Genomic DNA, 17,486 nt, shown 5'->3' with positions numbered 1-17,486 from the left:
ACGAAAAGGTGAAGATTTAATGTATTTAACTTTCAATCACATCAAAATTGCAGAAAATATGGGTGATGTGGGGTGGTTAACAGTCTCTTCATATGTCTTTTATTGCCACAGAGGTTCATTTTCCCAACCCACAGGGAATCCAAGAGCTGCCAGGTCTATCTCTGGAAACTTGCTGAACAAATTGTGCATTTTGTCAAGCATGTCATTGTTGGGAGAGATGATGTCAAGGAAATACTTGATGATGCACATGTTATAATAGATTCTTCGCTTGTCCGCAGGAATAGTAATCCAAGGACGAGTCATGCCTCTCATATCATTTGGAATAATCTTGTTGACTTTGTTCCAAACACGAGCGTGATGACAACAAGCGTTGCGAGTAAGCGTAAGCACAGAAAGCCAAGACTCAAACACTGGAGCATGAAGGCAGAAACGCTTGGCGATCTGCTTTTTGAGTCCTTTATCTTTCAAGTTCCTGTAGTACATATTCACGCTACCCATTGGGAGAAGTTCACCAAGAATCCATGCTGGTGGAAAAGGTTCTGTATATGTTCTTTTGAAGTGTTCTATAAAGTCTTCAGTAGAACGTTCATACTCCTTCGACAACATTGCCATACTATTGACGAAAATGGACTGATCACGAAAATGTGCAGAATTTGTAAGCCAATATATATCACCAGTCCGTTCAGCCGTCATATTCATTACGGCTTCTCTTACAGCAATTTCGATCTTCTCAATCTCGTTAAAAAGGAGTAAGCGCAACTTTTTGTCAAAGCGATAAAGCATCATCACTTTGTTAAATGTAGCACCTTCCTTATACAGATGAAGAATCTTTGGAGTCTTCAACAAAGGATGCATATACGCAGACAATCGATAATAGCCAATGCTCTCCAAATACAATTGAGCCTTTTGCCTATCATTAATTATCAATCCACGATTTTCCAATAAGGTTACAAGTTCTCGTGGAGTCTTGTAATCTTTTCCAAAATTTCTCTTTGTCATAGCTTATAAACAAAAAAGCCCAGCCTATTTAAGCATTGTAAAGAGGCTCGGCTGGAACTAACGCTGCAAAAATACAAATAATCATTGATAATACAAACTTTTTAGCAAGAAAAATCACGCAAAAGTGGAATTCTTTGACATATTTATATTTAATAATGTTAAATCAAACCTTAAAAATCATATTTTACCAGCCAAAAAAGTGGTTTCCAAGATAAAAGTGTTATCTTTGTAACGTCTATACCCATACCGGAAGCCCCGATGGGCAGAGGTTGGGCAGACATACATATGGTAAAAGGCGTTTTTGTACGCTTTGGTTTTGACGCTATAAGAATCTCGCAAATTCAACGACAAGTCAAGAACAAAGCAACAAAGAACGCCTCATGAGGTGTATTATATACAGCCCTCATTGGCTTCGGACGATTCCATTGTTCGTTGTTAAGAGTGCTTTCTATATACTTACACTGGCGTGGGGCTTTCGGCGTTGCTCGTTTCGACTTGTCGGGCAATGCGAGAGCCTTTATAGCGTGGAACGAGTGACAGAATAGGCTCCGCGCTTTTTCGTATGTATTCAAAACATTAATCAGTCAAACAACACAGAGTGGAGCTGCTGTTCTAATGGAAATGGCATGAGATTAGAAAAGTGGTTTATATCAAACTTAGATGATTCTCAAAGAAAAATCATCGTTCAAAGTATAGACGAAGATATCATAGTACAAGGTGCTGCAGGTAGTGGAAAAACTAATCTTGCTATCCATCGTGCACTACAGGCAAAGAACAAAGGAAGTTACGCCATAGTTATTTTTACTGTGGCTTTGAAAAGAATGATAGCTTATGGAATGCAGGCTCTCGGTTTAGACAAAGAGCGCATTGCATACGAATGGGCTTGGACTCATCGTGGCTTTGACCTGACAGGAGATGTATTTTTGGAAAAAGACAATAGGAATACCCTCTATCTGGTAAATGACTTAAATGTCAGAAAGTTTGAACGTACCGAAAAGGATAAAACGGCTTATGGAATAGATTTTGCAGATTGGGTGGATTACAAATTTTACTCAGCCTTTGGACGCAGGGTTAGTTGGTTTAAAGAAGTTCCATATCTATCAGGGTTTAGTGTGACTAATACTAATAAGTTCGAGTTGATTCCAAGTGGAACAATTTATAAGCAATCAGAAGATAAAATTGATTATCTTATTATAGATGAGGCTCAAGATTTTAACATCTCAGACTATCAAGGAAGGATAATACCTCATAAGGGGAAGAGTCTTTCTTTATTTGGAGATTCTGTGCAACAAATGAATTTTAAAGGAAGTTCAATAGATGAGATTGCTAACACTTTAGTCTACAAACGTCTCTCTTTGGATTACAATTATCGTCTACCAAAGACAATTGCTAAAGTTGCTCAGCAAATTCAAGATGTCAAGGTGGACTTGTTGACAAATAACATGAAAGATGGTGGCAATAGCGACTATCCTAATTATCCCAAACCGATTGTCACGAAATACTCATCTAGAGAGAAAGAATTGGAAGGCATATTAAATCGAATAAAAATGGAAGATTTAGATGATGTCGCAATTCTTGTTCCTGACGAGAGTGATGTACGTGAAGTAAATGATTTTCTGAATCAAAGAGGAGTAAATACACAAGTTCATTATCGAACTGGAAATGTAGTTCCGTTTAGAACTGTCAACACATTGGACTTTTCAAACAATGACCTACCATGCATCCTGACATACTATGCAGCAAAAGGGTCTGAATTTGATAATGTCTTTGTGCCTTTTGCTAATGAGGCGAACACTTGTAAAAGAAATGCTTTTTATGTGGCATGCACTCGTTCTTCACGCAATCTGTATATCTCCTACACAGGAAAGCGAACATCCTTTTTGAAAGATGTTTCAAAGGAAAATATAGTTGAAATTGAAAATAATTAGACCTATGTTTTATTATATAAGTACAAACTCATGGAACTTACTGGAATCTTTCGTTTCAGAAAGTATATCACCATTCTCTTTCTACCAAGTCAGAGGATATGGGAATAATTTGAGCCGTTATTTAGATGGAACAAATGAAAGGGCTAATTATCTAATTTTGTCAACAAAGAAAATTAATGGTGATTATGTCTTGAGAGTCAATGATGAAATTCTAGACAAATCAAATATAGCTCCTGTCAAAAATAGTAAGACTCTATTTACATACAATAAGACAATCTACTACAAAAAGGGAGCTGTTGCTTTTCAGTTCTCTTCAAGAGATTTACTGGAATCTCTTGTTGCAGAATCGCAAATATTGTTTGAAGTAAAATGTATTGAAAAGTAAAAGTCTGAATTTATCGTAAAGACGAGCAATGCGTTGCCTATATCCACAGGAAAAATAGCAAATGCCATATCTTTTCAACTTCAAGAATATGTTGCACAAGACTGTATTTATGACAGATTAAAGGGGATGATTGTTGCCTTTACTCGTGCAATGGCGTTTGCAAAAAATCCCCAAGAACAAAAACTAATGTGTATATTGCGTGATTTAAAAAATTCATTTGCTGGATTAAATACACAAGTTATGGTTTCTGAAATCGCTGTTTCAAATGAGAGTAAATATATTTCTCTAATCCAAACAGCTAAAGGGATATATAATGGTACTGTTAAGACAAGGACAAACTTGTTTGATATTCTTATGCAACATTTCTCTGAAATTGTCAAATTGGCAAAGGCTCGTGCAGAAGAAATATCTCAGAATAAACAAGCAAATAGTACAGACAAAAGAGATTTCTTAATAACACAAAAGGATGCTCTAGAAAGCAAACTTTACAGCATGGAATGTCACGATGGTATTTCTGATTGGATAGAAGAACTTAATTCTATAAAAAAGAAAGAACGTGATAATGGTATCAAAATGGGGAAAAAACGTGAATATTTCAAAAAGGGAACTTGGGAATATGAGCGTAAGAAGTATCTCAAACAAGAAATCAAAAAATACGAAGATGAAAATTACGAATTTAAGTCCATAAAGCAGCAGATCGCAGATATAAAACAACAGATAACGAACATAGAATCAGGTTCATCTATGTATGATACGACTTTAGGAGCTTTGTTTGTCCGTGTTAGTGATATTATGAATGATCTTATCGGTAAAGCAAAAGTATCTGGTGAGGCAAACGGAAACATTGATTACTCTCGTTTCTCGCTAAAGAACTTAACTATAAGCATTGATGTACTGAATTCTGATGAAGAAAAAGTATTTCTTGATATCATAATGAATGAAGCTCTTATGTGCAAACAAAGAGGTTTGTCTGACGAAGTTGTATTGAACCTTATTGTTGAATCAGCCAACAAATATAAGTGCTTAGAATGCTCTAACACAGAAAAAGGTAAGCAAATACTTAGCACTCTTCGGGAATTTTGGTCATACAAGCACAACCAATGCTCATCATTTAGCATTCCCGTCAACTTGGTTGTATTGAAATCCTTGATGGCTTTCTTTATCAAACCTTTTGGTTTTGACCAAATTGACCGATATGCCCAAAATAGAGGCATTGATAGTAAAGAGTATGGATATATGCTCCGAGGGGCATTAATCGGTTATACAGCCTTTCCAAAGACTTTTACCGATGCACTTTATACCAACACGGATATATACATTCCTATGGATGAATATTTAACAGCGATACACAAGCAAGTCGAAACGCAACACCCCTGCGATTGACTTGTACACAACAAAAGGGGTTAAAAGAAATATTTATGGGAGTTTTAAAACTGTCTGTTATAGAAGAGCAGAACAAACAACTCAAAAATAGATTAAGAGTTGTTGGACAAAAAGGACATATTGTTCGCATTAGCAACTGTTATTGTCCTTGTGAGTGTTTCATCAGAGAAGGCGAAGTTACAATGTGCGACGATGTTGCCTCTGCTGGAAGTTGGAACATTGATTAAAGAATCACTAATTAAGGGAGAGCCATTGTTTAACACTTTGGCTTTCCTTATTTTATGCATATGGAAGCTATAGTATTTCAAACTCAAAACGAAAATTATTATTTGTATAGTCCTTTGAAAAAGGCAATATTGCCATTATCAAAGAATATGTACGATATAATTTCAAACGACAGAAATGAAGGAGACGAAACCTTTCGTCAGTTAAAGCAATATGGATATCTTGACAAATATACTTCATCATTTGATAGTTATATAACAGGGAATACTATACAAGGAGTATTGGTAAAACTATCACAAATCATATTTGAGACAACAACACTCTGTAATCTTAGATGCGAATATTGTTGCTATAGCGAAGGATATGATACATTTGATAGCCGAAGAGGTATGTTGGGGAATCTGAAATTTGAAACAGCCAAAGGCATAATTGATTATTTGGCAATTCTTTTTCAGAAAGAACCTCTATCAAATGCACCTAAAGAACCTTTTGCCATTAGTTTCTATGGAGGTGAGCCATTGATGAATTTCGCTGTAGTGCGCCAAATTGTAGAATATGCAGAACGTATAGAATTTCGCAACCGTTCATTGTTTTTTACAATGACAACAAATGCAATGCTTCTATCAAAATATGCAGATTTTTTGTCACGTCACAAATTCAAAATGCTAATCAGTCTTGATGGCAACAAGGAAAACGACTCTTATAGAGTAACTCCTAAAGGGAATCCTTCGTTTGACATCGTAATGATGAACTTGAAGTGTGTTGAGAATTTATATTCAGAATGGTTCGCAACATTTCGCTATAATGCGGTTTTCACAAATAAAAGTGATGTAAGGGAAATTGTTGATTGGTTTAAGATGCAATTTAACACAACGCCGAATTTTAGCCCCCTTCATGTTCCTACAGAGGATGCAAAAGATGGAAACAGAATTCTATCTATGCTTAAAACTTTTGAAATTCCAGAGGATATAGAGTTGGTTCCAAGTTTAATCACTCAAAATCCGCTCTTTAATCGAATTTTGGTTTTTACTACAAGGCTGTTGAACAATTCAGTTAGCAAAGAGAGTGAGCTACTCGTAGATGAAAGTATAGAGAATAGCACCTTGCCAACTGGTACATGTATTCCATTTTCAAAACGACTTTTCGTAAGCTATAATGGGAAAATACATCCATGTGAAAAAGTCAATAGGGATTCACCGTTAGGATATATTGATAATAGTGGCTGTGTTCATATTGATTGCAATGAGGTAGCAAATGGATTTATGAAAAGAATCACAGAAGTTTCATCTTTATGCAAGAAATGCTACATGCAATTTTGTTGCACTAAATGTTCTTTTTGTTATAGCAATGGTAAATGTGATGAGTTTACTTCAAAAAGTAAATTCGCAAAACTATTGTCAGATGCTGTATCATACATAGAATCCCATCCTGACATAATAGAAGTGGTTGAAGAAAACATTATAATAAAATGAACAGACTGTACATAATTTTTCCACATTGCTATATCAAGGCAACATCAAAAGAATTGCTCATATATGATACAATAAAGTTTAGTAGCATATATATGAGGAATATTGTCGTCCCATATAAAGCCGTCAATACATTAAATCAGTTCGGTTATATAGATGATTGCGATGACAACAAGACTATTTTGCAAAAAATCGCCAACAACGGAGTCGGATATTTCATACAGCCAAACAAGTCAATGCCTTATTTCCCCAAACGAGGATTACAAATAATGACCTCCTTAAATAAAGAAAACAAAGCTTTAGGGCACAACTTGGCATCATATACAAATATGATGTTGAAATCTATCACTTTTTTACTTAATAATACATTGTCTATAAATCTCAATTCATTTGCTTACAAGCAATTAGAGTATCCAAACGTTAATCATACAGAGATTGACATAGACACAATATTACTGCAACTTATTTCTTTTGACCTGGAAAGAATTGTCTTGTCTGGAGAAATTTCATGCGATAAGTTGGAAAGAATTTTAAATCTTGCCCAAACAAGAAACATACTTGTTGTTTTTAGAGTCCATTACTTGGCTTATCCTATTCAACATATACAAGATATGTTACGCAAGTATAGAACAATAATGGTAGAATTGCTTATCGATTCAGCTACCCCCTTAGATATTATAAACCTAAGAGAAGAAAGGTTAATCCTAAAATATATTGTAACAAATAATTCTGATTTAGACAAGCTTACGGGTGCAAAAGAAAATATAGTATTATGCCCTATATTCTTGGATGAAAAGAATATTACCCTACAGCTACAAATGGTTATAACCAAAGACGAGGTTCTTAAAATCAATCAAAATCTAAAAGACTGTTATTTGAAAGATTACATAAATACATCATACTTTGGTCATATAACAATCAATTATGACGGGATGGTCTATTGTGTAAATCAGCAAATTGAGTCTTTACAAAATCGAGACCTTGCTTGTATTATTAATAATTGGGTTGGTTCACAAGACTGCTATTGGTATTTCACACGAAATAAGAAATTGGAATGTAAGGATTGTGCACTTCAGGTTCTATGCCCTTCCATTTCAATTTATGAGCAACTAAAAATATACAAATGTCCTTGTAGGGTTTAGACTTCACTTTATTATACATGAAGCCTTGTTTTTAGCAAAAAACGAGGCTTCATGTATTGTTTAGTCCAAATTCTCAGACGTAATATCTATCGTGTTTTTGGTATATAACTTATCCATACAAACAGAATCCTTTATCTTGATTGATATTTCTTCTTTTCTTTATAGAATATACCCAATCCTAATTTTTGTGTTCCGTAAGCATCCAATATTAGCCGCCTTTCACACCAACAAATAACCCTTATATGTCTGGCAGCATATAAGGGTTATTTGTTATTTGAAGTTTGAAGGTAGCATTTTCGTGAGTTCCTCCTCCGTCATATCTGGCAGGGACCTTGAAAGAACTTCCTTCATCCATTTGTATGGCTCTATGCCTGCTTCCCTGCAACACGCCATAAAGGTATAGAAGATGGCGTTGTTCTCTGCTCCCTCATTGTTACCNAGCTCAGCATCCTTATCCTTGAGCTCAGCATCCTTATCCTTGAGCTCAGCATCCTTATCCTTGAGCTCAGCATCCTTATCCTTGAGCTCAGCATCCTTATCCTTGAGCTCAGCATCCTTATCCTTGAGTTGAGTATCCTTGTTCTTAAGCTCAGCATCCTTGTTCTTGAGTTGAGTATCCTTGTTCTTAAGCTCAGCATCCCTTTGCTCAAGAAGTTTAACAACAGCTTCCCGAGTGAGAGAATGGTAGTCAGATGTCATTGTGCAATAAGGCATATCCATCACATTATCAGTTCTTTATACGATGTAAAATTACAAAAAATATCTGACACTGGCAAGAAAATACTAAGATTTATTGTATCTTTTTCTTCGGTAGCAATTAGGATTTATACCTTCAATATAGAGTACCAATTCGTCCCAGCGAAGTTCATAAAATCCAGCTCTCGCCCGTATGATTTTAGGACTTAGGCAACCCTGTGCCATCTGTTTATGATACACGACAAAACCACAGCGTTCCCAGTGCAGCAATTTAATTCGGTTACGGGCTCGATTGTAGAAAACGTAGACAACACCATCAGAAGGATTGAAGTCATTGCTGCGTACCAATTGGGACAGGCGAAGAATACCCTGACGCATGTCCACAGGAGTGCAACAAACCCGAAAAACATTTGTTTCATTGAGTACAAACATAAGTTTTTCGGGCAAAGGTAGTAAAGCAAGAATGTTACACAAAGGCGGCTAATATTGGATGCTTACCTTGGATATGTCAGTAGTTTCACCTATCTTGGTGCTGCAAACATAACAAGTAAGCAAAAATCTGATATGACAAAGGTAACAATTAAAAACGAGAATGTCACTTCTTTCGGTGGAATTTATCATATTATGGACGTTTTCTCAAAGTTGGGCTTTGAAAGACAAGGATGGCAAGCAACAGACGGATATGTTCGGAGTAATATACACATACCGCTGTATCCTCACCAATAACTGGATGTCTACCGAGAAAGACATCATTACATTTTATAATGAGCGTGGAGCAAGCGAAAAGAACTTTGACATACAGAACAATGACTTCGGATGGTCGCATCTGCCCTTTTCCTTTATGGCTGAGAATATGGTTTTCATGATGGTTACCGCTATGCTGAAGAACTTCTATCTCTATCTCATCCGTCATATCAGCGATAAGGTCAAGCCGTTGAAAAAGACAAGCAGGCTGAAAGCCTTTATCCTCCATTTTGTCAACGTACCAGCAAAATGGGTGCGCACTGGAAGGCAGAACGTTCTGAACCTATATACAAATAAAAACTACTACGCTGAGGTCTTCATTGAATAAACATCATTTTTTGTGGCTTTTCATACTTCCCCATTGGTTTGGGTGGGGGATTTTATGCTTAGAAAAGACCCAAAAAACACCGAAGCACCTCATATCAACATATAGAGCCCCAAAAAGACATCTCAACATATAAAATTTTCTCACAAGAAAAAATACTGCGGAATTAAGGTATTATTATTAATGGTCTTGCCATTAGCTTTTTCTTCGTGTTCAAAAGATGATGATAACGAAAAAACCGCCTACACTCACGTGCAGACGGCTCAAAGAGTTCGTTTAATATATGAAATACACCGAACCTTAGAAAGATGCGGCATGTAATTCCGCTTTTATCTGCTCAATGCAAGAAGACAAACGCTCATAAGTCTTCTCACTAGCCGTTTTCACTCCGCTGGTGTACTGACGCATCAGTGAGGGATTGATACCCGCTCGTTTGGCAATGTCAGACACGTTGAGGAAACTGAAATAATTGAAGAAAGAGCGCAAATCATATTTGTACTCGAAAGACAATCCATTATACCTTTTGTCATCGGGGTAAGCCTCACGGCACTCTTCCACAGCCCTTAGAAAATCTGCCTTTGCTTCTTGGACGTTTTTGCCATCGCCATCGACAAGCGCATAATCGCCTATGGGCGTTTCGCTGTAGCAAGAGTAAGTACCGTCCTTCCCATATTCAACCGTTACCAAAATCGTCTTTCGCATATCCTTATATATAATTGTTTATAAAATAAAGAGTTCTTAAAGCACTCTATACACCGAACGTTCAAAAGGGGCGGCACGCTCAGACGATTAACGTCCGAGCAGTACCTTGTAAATTCTCTTTAACAGCCCCGTCTTGACTTCATGGCTGCCGTGCCTTGGTATTCTGATTTTCGCCCCAGTTGTGGGGTTTAACCATTCATCATGCTCTGCGCTATGTTGAGTGAGCAGGCATCCCGCCTTTCTCAACTCTTTGTAAAGTTGGTTGTATTTCATAACTTTAAAGAACTCTTTGTCTTAATGACAATGCAAAGATAGCGAAAATGCTATAATAAACAAAATGAATAAGTAGCTTTTTTGCTACTTTGTTACATTTTTAACATTTCAGGCATACCCCCCCCATAACACTTGCGCATCAAGGGGCTATTTATGCCACACAAAGTTTTGCAAATAGTACTATTTACATTCTATATATACCTTAATTCCGCAGCATAAATTCTTGTAAGAACTCCAAGTGCCTGAGAAACAAAGTTCTCAAAACACTTGGATATGTCAGAAATTTCACCTATCTTGGTGCTGTAAACATAACAAGTAAGCAAAAAACTGACATGGCAAAGGTAGCAATTAAAAACGAGAATATCACTTCTTTCGGTGGAATTTATCATATTATGGACGTTTTCTCAAAGTTGGGCTTTGAAAGACAAGGATGGCAAGCAACAGACGGATATGTTCGGAGTAATATACACATACCGCTGTATCCTCACCAATAACTGGACATCTACTGAGAAAGACATCATTACATTTTATAATGAGCGTGGAGCAAGCGAAAAGAACTTCGACATACAGAACAATGACTTCGGATGGTCACATCTGCCCTTTTCCTTTATGGCTGAGAACATGGTTTTCATGATGGTTACCGCCATGCTGAAGAACTTCTATCTCTATCTCGTCCGTCATATCAGCGATAAGGTCAAGCCATTGAAAAAGACAAGCAGGCTGAAAGCCTTTATCCTCCATTTTGTCAGCGTGCCAGCAAAATGGGTGCGCACTGGAAGGCAGAACGTTCTGAACCTATATAAAAAAAACTACTACGCTGAGGTCTTCATTGAATAAACATCATTTTTTGTGGTTTTTCATACTTCCCCATTGGTTTGGGTGGGGGATTTTATGCTTAGAAAAGACCCAAGAGACACCGAAGCACCTCATATCAACATATAGAGCCCCAAAAAGACATCTCAACATATAAAGTTTTCTAACAAGAAAAAATACTGCGGAATTAAGGTAAAAGATATTGCGAAAGCGATAAAAGTATGTCCAAGTACAGTATCTCGTGAAATAAAACGTAATAGTGGGACCAAAGGACAGTATAATTGGGAAACTGCCCAAGCAAATGCAGCTCTCACAAAGCGAAAAAAGCCAGGCAATCATTCAATCAAAAAGGATGTTATGGATGAAGCGATACGTCTTCTTATTACAGAACAATGGTCTCCTGAACAAATATCTGGCGTGTTGGCTAAGGAAGGTAAACGTATTAGCCATGAAACCATATATCGTACGATACGTAAGGACAAGGCAAAAGGTGGAACACTATATAAACACTGTCGTCACAAGCTAAAGCATCGTGCCAAGCCTGTTGGTAGCAGACGTATATCCATACCCAATAGAACAAGTATCAGCGAGAGACCTACTGAAGTTGACGGAAAACGCTTTGGGGACTTCGAGATGGATACAATTGTTGGAAGAGGAAATCATGGTGCTATTGTGACACTGATAGAACGCAGTACAAATATGCTATTTATGAGAAAACTTAAAAAGGGAAAGAATGCCAAGGAGTTAGCACGCACTGTAATACATTTGCTATCTCCATTCAAAGAGTATGTCAAGTCTATTACAACGGACAACGGCACAGAATTCGCTTGCCATGAAATGATAAGCAAAAGCCTTGGTGTCACCGTCTATTTTGCTGACCCATACGCTTCATGGCAGAAAGGGGCTATAGAAAATGCTAACGGACTGATTAGACAATACGTGCCCAAAAAAGAAACGTTTGAGCATGTCAGTCATCAACAAATAACAAAGTATTCAAAGAAAATTAACATGAGACCAAGAAAGAAATTAGAATTTAGAACACCACATGAGTGCTTTTACGAACTAATTAAGTAAATTTGCACTTGCTTGTTGAATTCACGAATGCAAGTTCTTTGCAGAAATGTGAAAAAACTGTTTAAGATATCCATGTCAAGTCGCGACGAGATACTTTCTCAGTTAAAGATGTTGTTGAGGGAGGATAAAAGCAGGTACTATATCATCCGAACGGATGTTTGTAACTGTTTTGAGTCGATACCACATGATAAGTTGTTTGAGTCTTTGGAAGGTAACAATCTGCTTGATGTAAAGAGTAAATCCCTTTTGCGAGGACTCATCCGAAAGGAGTTTGAAGCCAAGAATCTACGCCCACTTGTACCAACCTTACAAACTGGTATTCCACGAGGTTGCGCTATCAGTTCGTTACTATCTGAATTCTATTTGTCCAAAATAGATGAGGTGATAAAGAGATTTTTGCCAGGTGTTTTATTTCTTGGTAGATATGTGGACGATATGGTGCTTGTTATTCACCCTGATATCAGAGATGAATACCATAAATCAATAGATTGGTACATTGAAGAACTTAAGGAAATTTATTCTCAAAAGGGATTGACAATACACACACCATCAGATGGCTTAGGAAAATGCTATATGTATGATTCGGCTAATGCAATAGATTTAGACTTCAATCTATTAGGATATAATATTCATATTGGCAATGAGAATAGAGATAGTCTGCTATTCTCGCTCTCTCAAGACAAATTGAAAAGTATTACAAATAGAATAGATAAGTCGTTCTCTACTTTTGACAATATGATTGATATAGTAGGTTTCGATGTAGCAGCACACTATTTGTTTGATGCACTTCATGTATTGACCTGCAACATAAATCTGTATAACGTAAAGAAAGGAGTTAAGGTTGGCATCTTTTATTCCAATCAGCTATTGGATAATAAAAGAAATCTGTCATACTTGGATGGACAATTGAGTCGCAACATAGGTAGGCTGAGTCTTTCTTCAAAGACATCTATTGCAATTGCAGATAGGGCTGTACTAGAGGATAGACTGAAACGAAAGCTTGCTTTACTATCTTTTACAAAAGGATTTGATTATCCTCACAAGCGTTACAAAGTAAAGAAGCAGAGACTACGAACTATAAAATCATCGTGGGTATGAGAAAGAGAAAGAAGATAAAACTTAGTTATAGCAAAGAGCGAGTTCTCTTTTCCGATGTTTTGCCCTACGAATGTCCTATAATATTCTCAAACCGATATTTGTATCGATTTCTTGCCAAGTATTTATGGGTTGGTGAAAAACAAAAGGTTGATAATATCACGTGGAATATCTTGAAGCAATCTAAACGTTTGGATGAAAAGGATGCGAATGCTTTTGCTGCATTGCTATTTGGATGTTATGAAAAGGGTAATGAAATCGGGACACTCCAACATCGACTAAATGCTCTATTCTATCCTTATCATTTCAACATAGCTCACAAGCCGAATAAGAACAGAACCCTATCAATTATACATCCATATAGCCAGTGGCAAGTAGTAGAGTTTTATAATCAGTATAAGTATTCTATACTATATCTTTGCAATCAGAGTAAATACTCTCTTCGCAAACCACACAAGATAGCACAATACTTTTACTATAGAGATCGACTTCATCGAAAGTTGTTAGGACATGAAAGCGACAAAGTTGAATTGTTCTTCAATGAGTATGAGAACTTAAAAACTTACTTCAGTTACGAAAAGTATTCAAATATATACAAGTTCTATGAGGATTACAGATACCAACGAGCAGAAAAGAAATTCAAACATCTTGTGAAGTTCGATTTACAGAGCTGTTTCGACAGTATTTACACCCACACTATAAGTTGGGCGACTGCAGGAGGTGCGGACAAGGTGAAGGTTTTGCCCGGATATTATGGTTCATGGGTTGGTGATGCGTTTGACAATCTAATGCAGTCGGTCAATGCTCGTGAAACGAATGGTATTGTAATAGGTCCGGAATTCTCTCGAATCTTTGCAGAGATTATACTTCAGTATATAGACCAAAAGGTTGAGCAGGAATTATTGGAAGAAAAGCTTTGTCAGAAATCTAACTATGAGTGTTATCGGTATGTTGACGATTATTTCCTATTCTATAATGATGAAAAGGATAGGAGTCTCTTCATGGAAAGTCTAACAAAATGGCTGAAAGAATTCAAATTACAAATCAGTCCGTCCAAAACTGAAGAGTTTGAAAGACCTTTTATAACAAAGGTTACAATAGCAAAACAGCGAATAGAATATTTATTTAGCCATATATTTTCGACTCCACTTTGGGAAGAAGTAGAATCAAATTTGGATGTGGAGAAAGAAGATGAAGCCGAAGACGAAAATTCGGATAAAGACAGGGAAATACTATATAGTCTCCCCTTGAAAAGTATTTAACCATCTGGTTATCAATAAAATAATCGTTCTCAAACTTGCATATTTCTACAAAGTTTTGTATCTTTGTATAGTAAAATCTTGCAATTCAACGATGTATAAATCTCCATCCAAAGTCCGTCAGGCATCATTATTCTGGGATCTTGAGACAATGCTCTCTCCCAAGAATTCCCTGTACAAGTTAGCCAATCTGATTGATTGGAATCTGTTTGAGCAGTCTTTTGCCCCTCTTTACAGCAAGGACACTGGCCGTATGGCCAAGCCCATCCGTCTGATGGTCGGTCTGCTGATCTTGAAACACCTTCGTGACGTTTCAGACGAGAGCGTCGTGGAGCAGTTCTCGGAGAACGCCTACTTCCAGTATTTTTGCGGGATGGAGGCATTCCGCACCGACGCTCCCTGCGTTCCCACCGAGCTTGTCGAGTTCCGCCATCGCATCGGTGAATCTGGCATGGAGCTGATACTCAAGGAAAGCATCCGCATCAATCTTTTAATCGGTGATCACAGAAAAGAGGAGACGCAGGGGAAAGACGGCAAGGATGGACGTGGACGCAAGCCCGATGCGGAGCATACCGCATTCATCGACACGACGGTGCAGGAGAAGAACGTGACCTTCCCCACGGACTCGAAACTCCTGAACAAGGTGATAGCCTTTTGCCACAGCGTGGCGGAGAAGGAAAACCTCAAGGTCCGCCAGAGCTATGCCAAGGAGATAAAGGAACTGAAGCTCGTTCAGCGTTTCAGGGGTAGGAAGAACAGCAAGGCCAAAGTCAGGAAGGCCGACAAGCGGATGCGCACCATTGCGGGCAGGTTGCTCAGGGAGCTGCTTCGCCTGCTGCCCGATAGAAATGCCTACCAGGAGCGGATTGACATCTGCATGAGGCTTGTCAACGGCGAGCGGTTGGACGGCCATAAGATCTACTCGCTTCACGAGCCAGACGTGCTTTGTATCAGCAAGGGAAAAGAGGGCAAGAAGTACGAGTTCGGCAACAAGGTCTCCATCGTCAGACTATGGGACGGACTCATCATCGGTGCGCTGTCATTCCGCAATGAGTATGACGGCCATACGATAGACAAGGCAATGGAGCAGGTTAGGCGGCTGTATGACAGGAAAATAAAAACACTTGCCTGCGACAGGGGATACCGAGGACAAAGCATGAGCGGGCAGACACAAATCATAATTCCGGACACGCCCAAGAAAACAGACTCACGGTACGCCAAGAACAAAAAGCACAAACTCTTCCGCAAGCGGGCAGGAATAGAGCCTGTCATTGGCCACTGCAAGGCAGACCACCGGTTGGGGAGGAACTTCTACAAGGGTCTCTTCGGAGACTCCATCAATGTTATGCTTGCAGCTGCCGCATTTAACTTCAAAAGAGCCATGAGGCTTCTTTTGTGCCTAATTGAAAGAGTGATTATGTGGTGCTGTGGAAGACAAGAATTAAATTTTCAACACCAATTCTTCCCGCAGGGCTATATGAAAAATGCGATGTCGCCTTTTTGAGGGTCGACTATATAAGAAATTCAATATATACCTGCCTGCAAATAGGGTAAATACTCAAATAAAAGCAATAGTTAAGGAATGTGGGATTGAATATCGCGATATAGCAAACTATCTGCTTGAGAAAATGAGCCAACGCCTTGACGCTTTTCTTAATCGATATGAAATGGGCTTCAAGAAATATGAGCGTCTGATGTCAAAAGAAGATACAGATAAAAATAAAGTAGAAATTCATGTACAAAAAGTACAAAGGAAACTTACAACTTATCTTGTATCTATAGTCGATGTGGCGTTCTTCGTATTTAATAGCAACAGACAGGTAAATACTACATTGAAACTGCAGAAGATAATGAATACCATTGTTATCTATGCAAAACGGCATGGTGATTTCAAAACTAATCCTGAGGTTAGATTCCAAACAATAAGCAAGGACATTATTTTTAAGAAGATTCAAGATGAAATAGCCTTGGTACTGGCTACAACGGATTCACATCGAAATACCTTGCATGAAACTCTCTATCTGTTAATATTAGCCAAAGAATTAGGTTCTGCATATCTGTTCGCACCTGAAGTTATTAAATCTTTTATTGATAAAAGTGACTTGCAGTATAACCTATTCGCATGCATTATATTGATGTATTACTATGCTAACCACAAGTGTTATAATGGGCAAAAGACAGTATTGAAAGATAAGATTTTGAAAAAGTATCGGCTTGTTGCGGAGGCGGAGCGTAAACGCAATTCAGAACTCACGATTCTCACGGCGGATATGATGACTTGTCCCTTTGTGGATGATGCATATAAGCAAAAGCTCCTTACATTGATGGGCATTGCTGAGATGAAAGATCAACGAATGATATTGCGCTTTGCTAAAAAGCAAAAGTACATCTTCACTCGTTGGACAATGTTTAATTTGAATAAAGAATTACAGGCAAAGATTTCACAGGAGGTATATTCGTAGCTTCTGTAACAGCTGTTGGTCCAACTATACATTCACACACATAACCTTCAAGCTAGCCGAAATGACGCAGGAAGTTACGTTTTCCAAAATGGTTGGTTAGGATTGTACCGAATGTGAAATCTTTCCTTTTTTCAAACTCATAAACTTATAAAAAAGAAGTAACCTTCTATGCTTGTAAAACCAATGCTAGATACAATAGAATATGGGAATATCGTAAGCATCCAATATTAGCCGCCTTTGTGTAACATTCTTGCTTTACTACCTTTGCCCGAAAAACTTATGTTTGTACTCAACGAAACAAATGTTTTTCGGGTTTGTTGCACTCCTGTGGACATGCGTCAGGGTATTCTTCGCCTGTCCCAATTGGTACGCAGCAATGACTTCAATCCTTCTGATGGTGTTGTCTACGTTTTCTACAATCGAGCCCGTAACCGAATTAAATTGCTGCACTGGGAACGCTGTGGTTTTGTCGTGTATCATAAACAGATGGCACAGGGTTGCCTGAGTCCTAA

15 protein-coding genes and 3 pseudogenes are annotated in these 17,486 nt (G+C 37.9%); 13 read left to right on the top strand and 5 right to left on the bottom strand.

Annotated features, from left to right (window positions below; genetic code table 11):
- Positions 1 to 99 precede the first annotated feature (99 nt).
- Positions 100 to 999, bottom strand: coding sequence for an Abi family protein (locus CZ367_RS04700; protein WP_077195827.1), 900 nt, complete (start codon positions 997 to 999; stop codon positions 100 to 102).
- A 341-nt stretch (positions 1,000 to 1,340) separates the two neighbouring features.
- On the bottom strand, positions 1,341 to 1,571 hold the full coding sequence (locus CZ367_RS15815; protein ID WP_202613113.1) for a hypothetical protein: 231 nt from the start codon (positions 1,569 to 1,571) through the stop codon (positions 1,341 to 1,343).
- 54 nt (positions 1,572 to 1,625) lie between these two features.
- Here CZ367_RS15815 and CZ367_RS04695 point away from each other — a divergent pair, with 54 nt between their 5' ends.
- From CZ367_RS04695 to CZ367_RS04675, 5 genes are all read left to right on the top strand, one after another.
- Positions 1,626 to 2,927 (top strand): ATP-binding domain-containing protein, encoded by a 1,302-nt coding sequence (locus CZ367_RS04695; RefSeq protein ID WP_077195826.1) that lies wholly within the window; start codon positions 1,626 to 1,628, stop codon positions 2,925 to 2,927.
- A 4-nt stretch (positions 2,928 to 2,931) separates the two neighbouring features.
- A complete protein-coding gene (locus CZ367_RS16200) occupies positions 2,932 to 3,312 on the top strand; it encodes a hypothetical protein (protein ID WP_237581546.1) in 381 nt (126 codons plus the stop codon).
- Positions 3,313 to 3,345: 33 nt separating this feature from the next.
- Positions 3,346 to 4,695, top strand: coding sequence for a lantibiotic ABC transporter (locus CZ367_RS04690; RefSeq protein ID WP_237581545.1), 1,350 nt, complete (start codon positions 3,346 to 3,348; stop codon positions 4,693 to 4,695).
- Between the two features lie 287 nt (positions 4,696 to 4,982).
- The gene (locus CZ367_RS04680) at positions 4,983 to 6,392 is read left to right on the top strand and encodes a radical SAM peptide maturase (protein ID WP_077197364.1); all 1,410 of its coding nucleotides are present in this window, start codon (positions 4,983 to 4,985) and stop codon (positions 6,390 to 6,392) included.
- A gap of 92 nt (positions 6,393 to 6,484) precedes the next feature.
- Positions 6,485 to 7,531, top strand: a complete 1,047-nt coding sequence (locus CZ367_RS04675) for a hypothetical protein (RefSeq protein ID WP_237581544.1) — start codon at positions 6,485 to 6,487, stop codon at positions 7,529 to 7,531.
- Positions 7,532 to 8,314: 783 nt separating this feature from the next.
- Here the strand turns inward: CZ367_RS04675 and tnpB (CZ367_RS04665) are convergent.
- The gene (tnpB, locus tag CZ367_RS04665; protein WP_077195478.1) at positions 8,315 to 8,659 is read right to left on the bottom strand and encodes an IS66 family insertion sequence element accessory protein TnpB; all 345 of its coding nucleotides are present in this window, start codon (positions 8,657 to 8,659) and stop codon (positions 8,315 to 8,317) included.
- 217 nt (positions 8,660 to 8,876) lie between these two features.
- Between tnpB (CZ367_RS04665) and CZ367_RS04660 the strand changes: the two are divergent.
- Positions 8,877 to 9,299: pseudogene (locus CZ367_RS04660) on the top strand (IS1380 family transposase); the annotation flags it as partial.
- Between the two features lie 297 nt (positions 9,300 to 9,596).
- Here CZ367_RS04660 and CZ367_RS04650 read toward each other — a convergent pair.
- Both CZ367_RS04650 and CZ367_RS04645 read right to left on the bottom strand, forming a co-directional pair.
- Positions 9,597 to 9,998 (bottom strand): pilus assembly protein HicB, encoded by a 402-nt coding sequence (locus CZ367_RS04650; protein WP_077195822.1) that lies wholly within the window; start codon positions 9,996 to 9,998, stop codon positions 9,597 to 9,599.
- An 87-nt stretch (positions 9,999 to 10,085) separates the two neighbouring features.
- Entirely contained in the window at positions 10,086 to 10,271 is a 186-nt protein-coding gene (locus CZ367_RS04645) for a type II toxin-antitoxin system HicA family toxin (protein WP_077195821.1), read from the bottom strand.
- 417 nt (positions 10,272 to 10,688) lie between these two features.
- Here CZ367_RS04645 and CZ367_RS14820 point away from each other — a divergent pair.
- From CZ367_RS14820 to tnpB (CZ367_RS04605), 7 genes and pseudogenes are all read left to right on the top strand, one after another.
- Positions 10,689 to 11,108, top strand: a pseudogene (locus CZ367_RS14820) (IS1380 family transposase); the annotation flags it as partial.
- Positions 11,109 to 11,279: 171 nt separating this feature from the next.
- A pseudogene (locus CZ367_RS04630) lies at positions 11,280 to 12,158 on the top strand (IS30 family transposase); the annotation flags it as partial.
- 48 nt (positions 12,159 to 12,206) lie between these two features.
- Complete coding sequence (gene drt3a, locus CZ367_RS04625; protein ID WP_237581542.1) at positions 12,207 to 13,256, top strand: antiviral reverse transcriptase Drt3a; 1,050 nt, start codon at positions 12,207 to 12,209, stop codon at positions 13,254 to 13,256.
- Complete coding sequence (gene drt3b, locus CZ367_RS04620) at positions 13,253 to 14,515, top strand: antiviral reverse transcriptase Drt3b (RefSeq protein ID WP_237581541.1); 1,263 nt, start codon at positions 13,253 to 13,255, stop codon at positions 14,513 to 14,515. The genes drt3a and drt3b overlap by 4 nt, the downstream gene beginning before the upstream one ends.
- 91 nt (positions 14,516 to 14,606) lie before the next feature.
- Positions 14,607 to 16,016 (top strand): IS5 family transposase, encoded by a 1,410-nt coding sequence (locus CZ367_RS04615; protein ID WP_077195819.1) that lies wholly within the window; start codon positions 14,607 to 14,609, stop codon positions 16,014 to 16,016.
- Between the two features lie 124 nt (positions 16,017 to 16,140).
- On the top strand, positions 16,141 to 16,974 hold the full coding sequence (locus CZ367_RS04610; protein ID WP_237581540.1) for a hypothetical protein: 834 nt from the start codon (positions 16,141 to 16,143) through the stop codon (positions 16,972 to 16,974).
- A 279-nt stretch (positions 16,975 to 17,253) separates the two neighbouring features.
- A partial coding sequence (gene tnpB / locus CZ367_RS04605; protein WP_077195818.1) for an IS66 family insertion sequence element accessory protein TnpB occupies positions 17,254 to 17,486 on the top strand: 233 nt, incomplete at its 3' end.

Source organism: Prevotella ihumii (genome assembly GCF_900155655.1).
Classification (GTDB): Bacteria; Bacteroidota; Bacteroidia; order Bacteroidales; family Bacteroidaceae; genus Prevotella; species Prevotella ihumii.
This window is presented reverse-complemented; position numbering and strand designations above follow the sequence as displayed.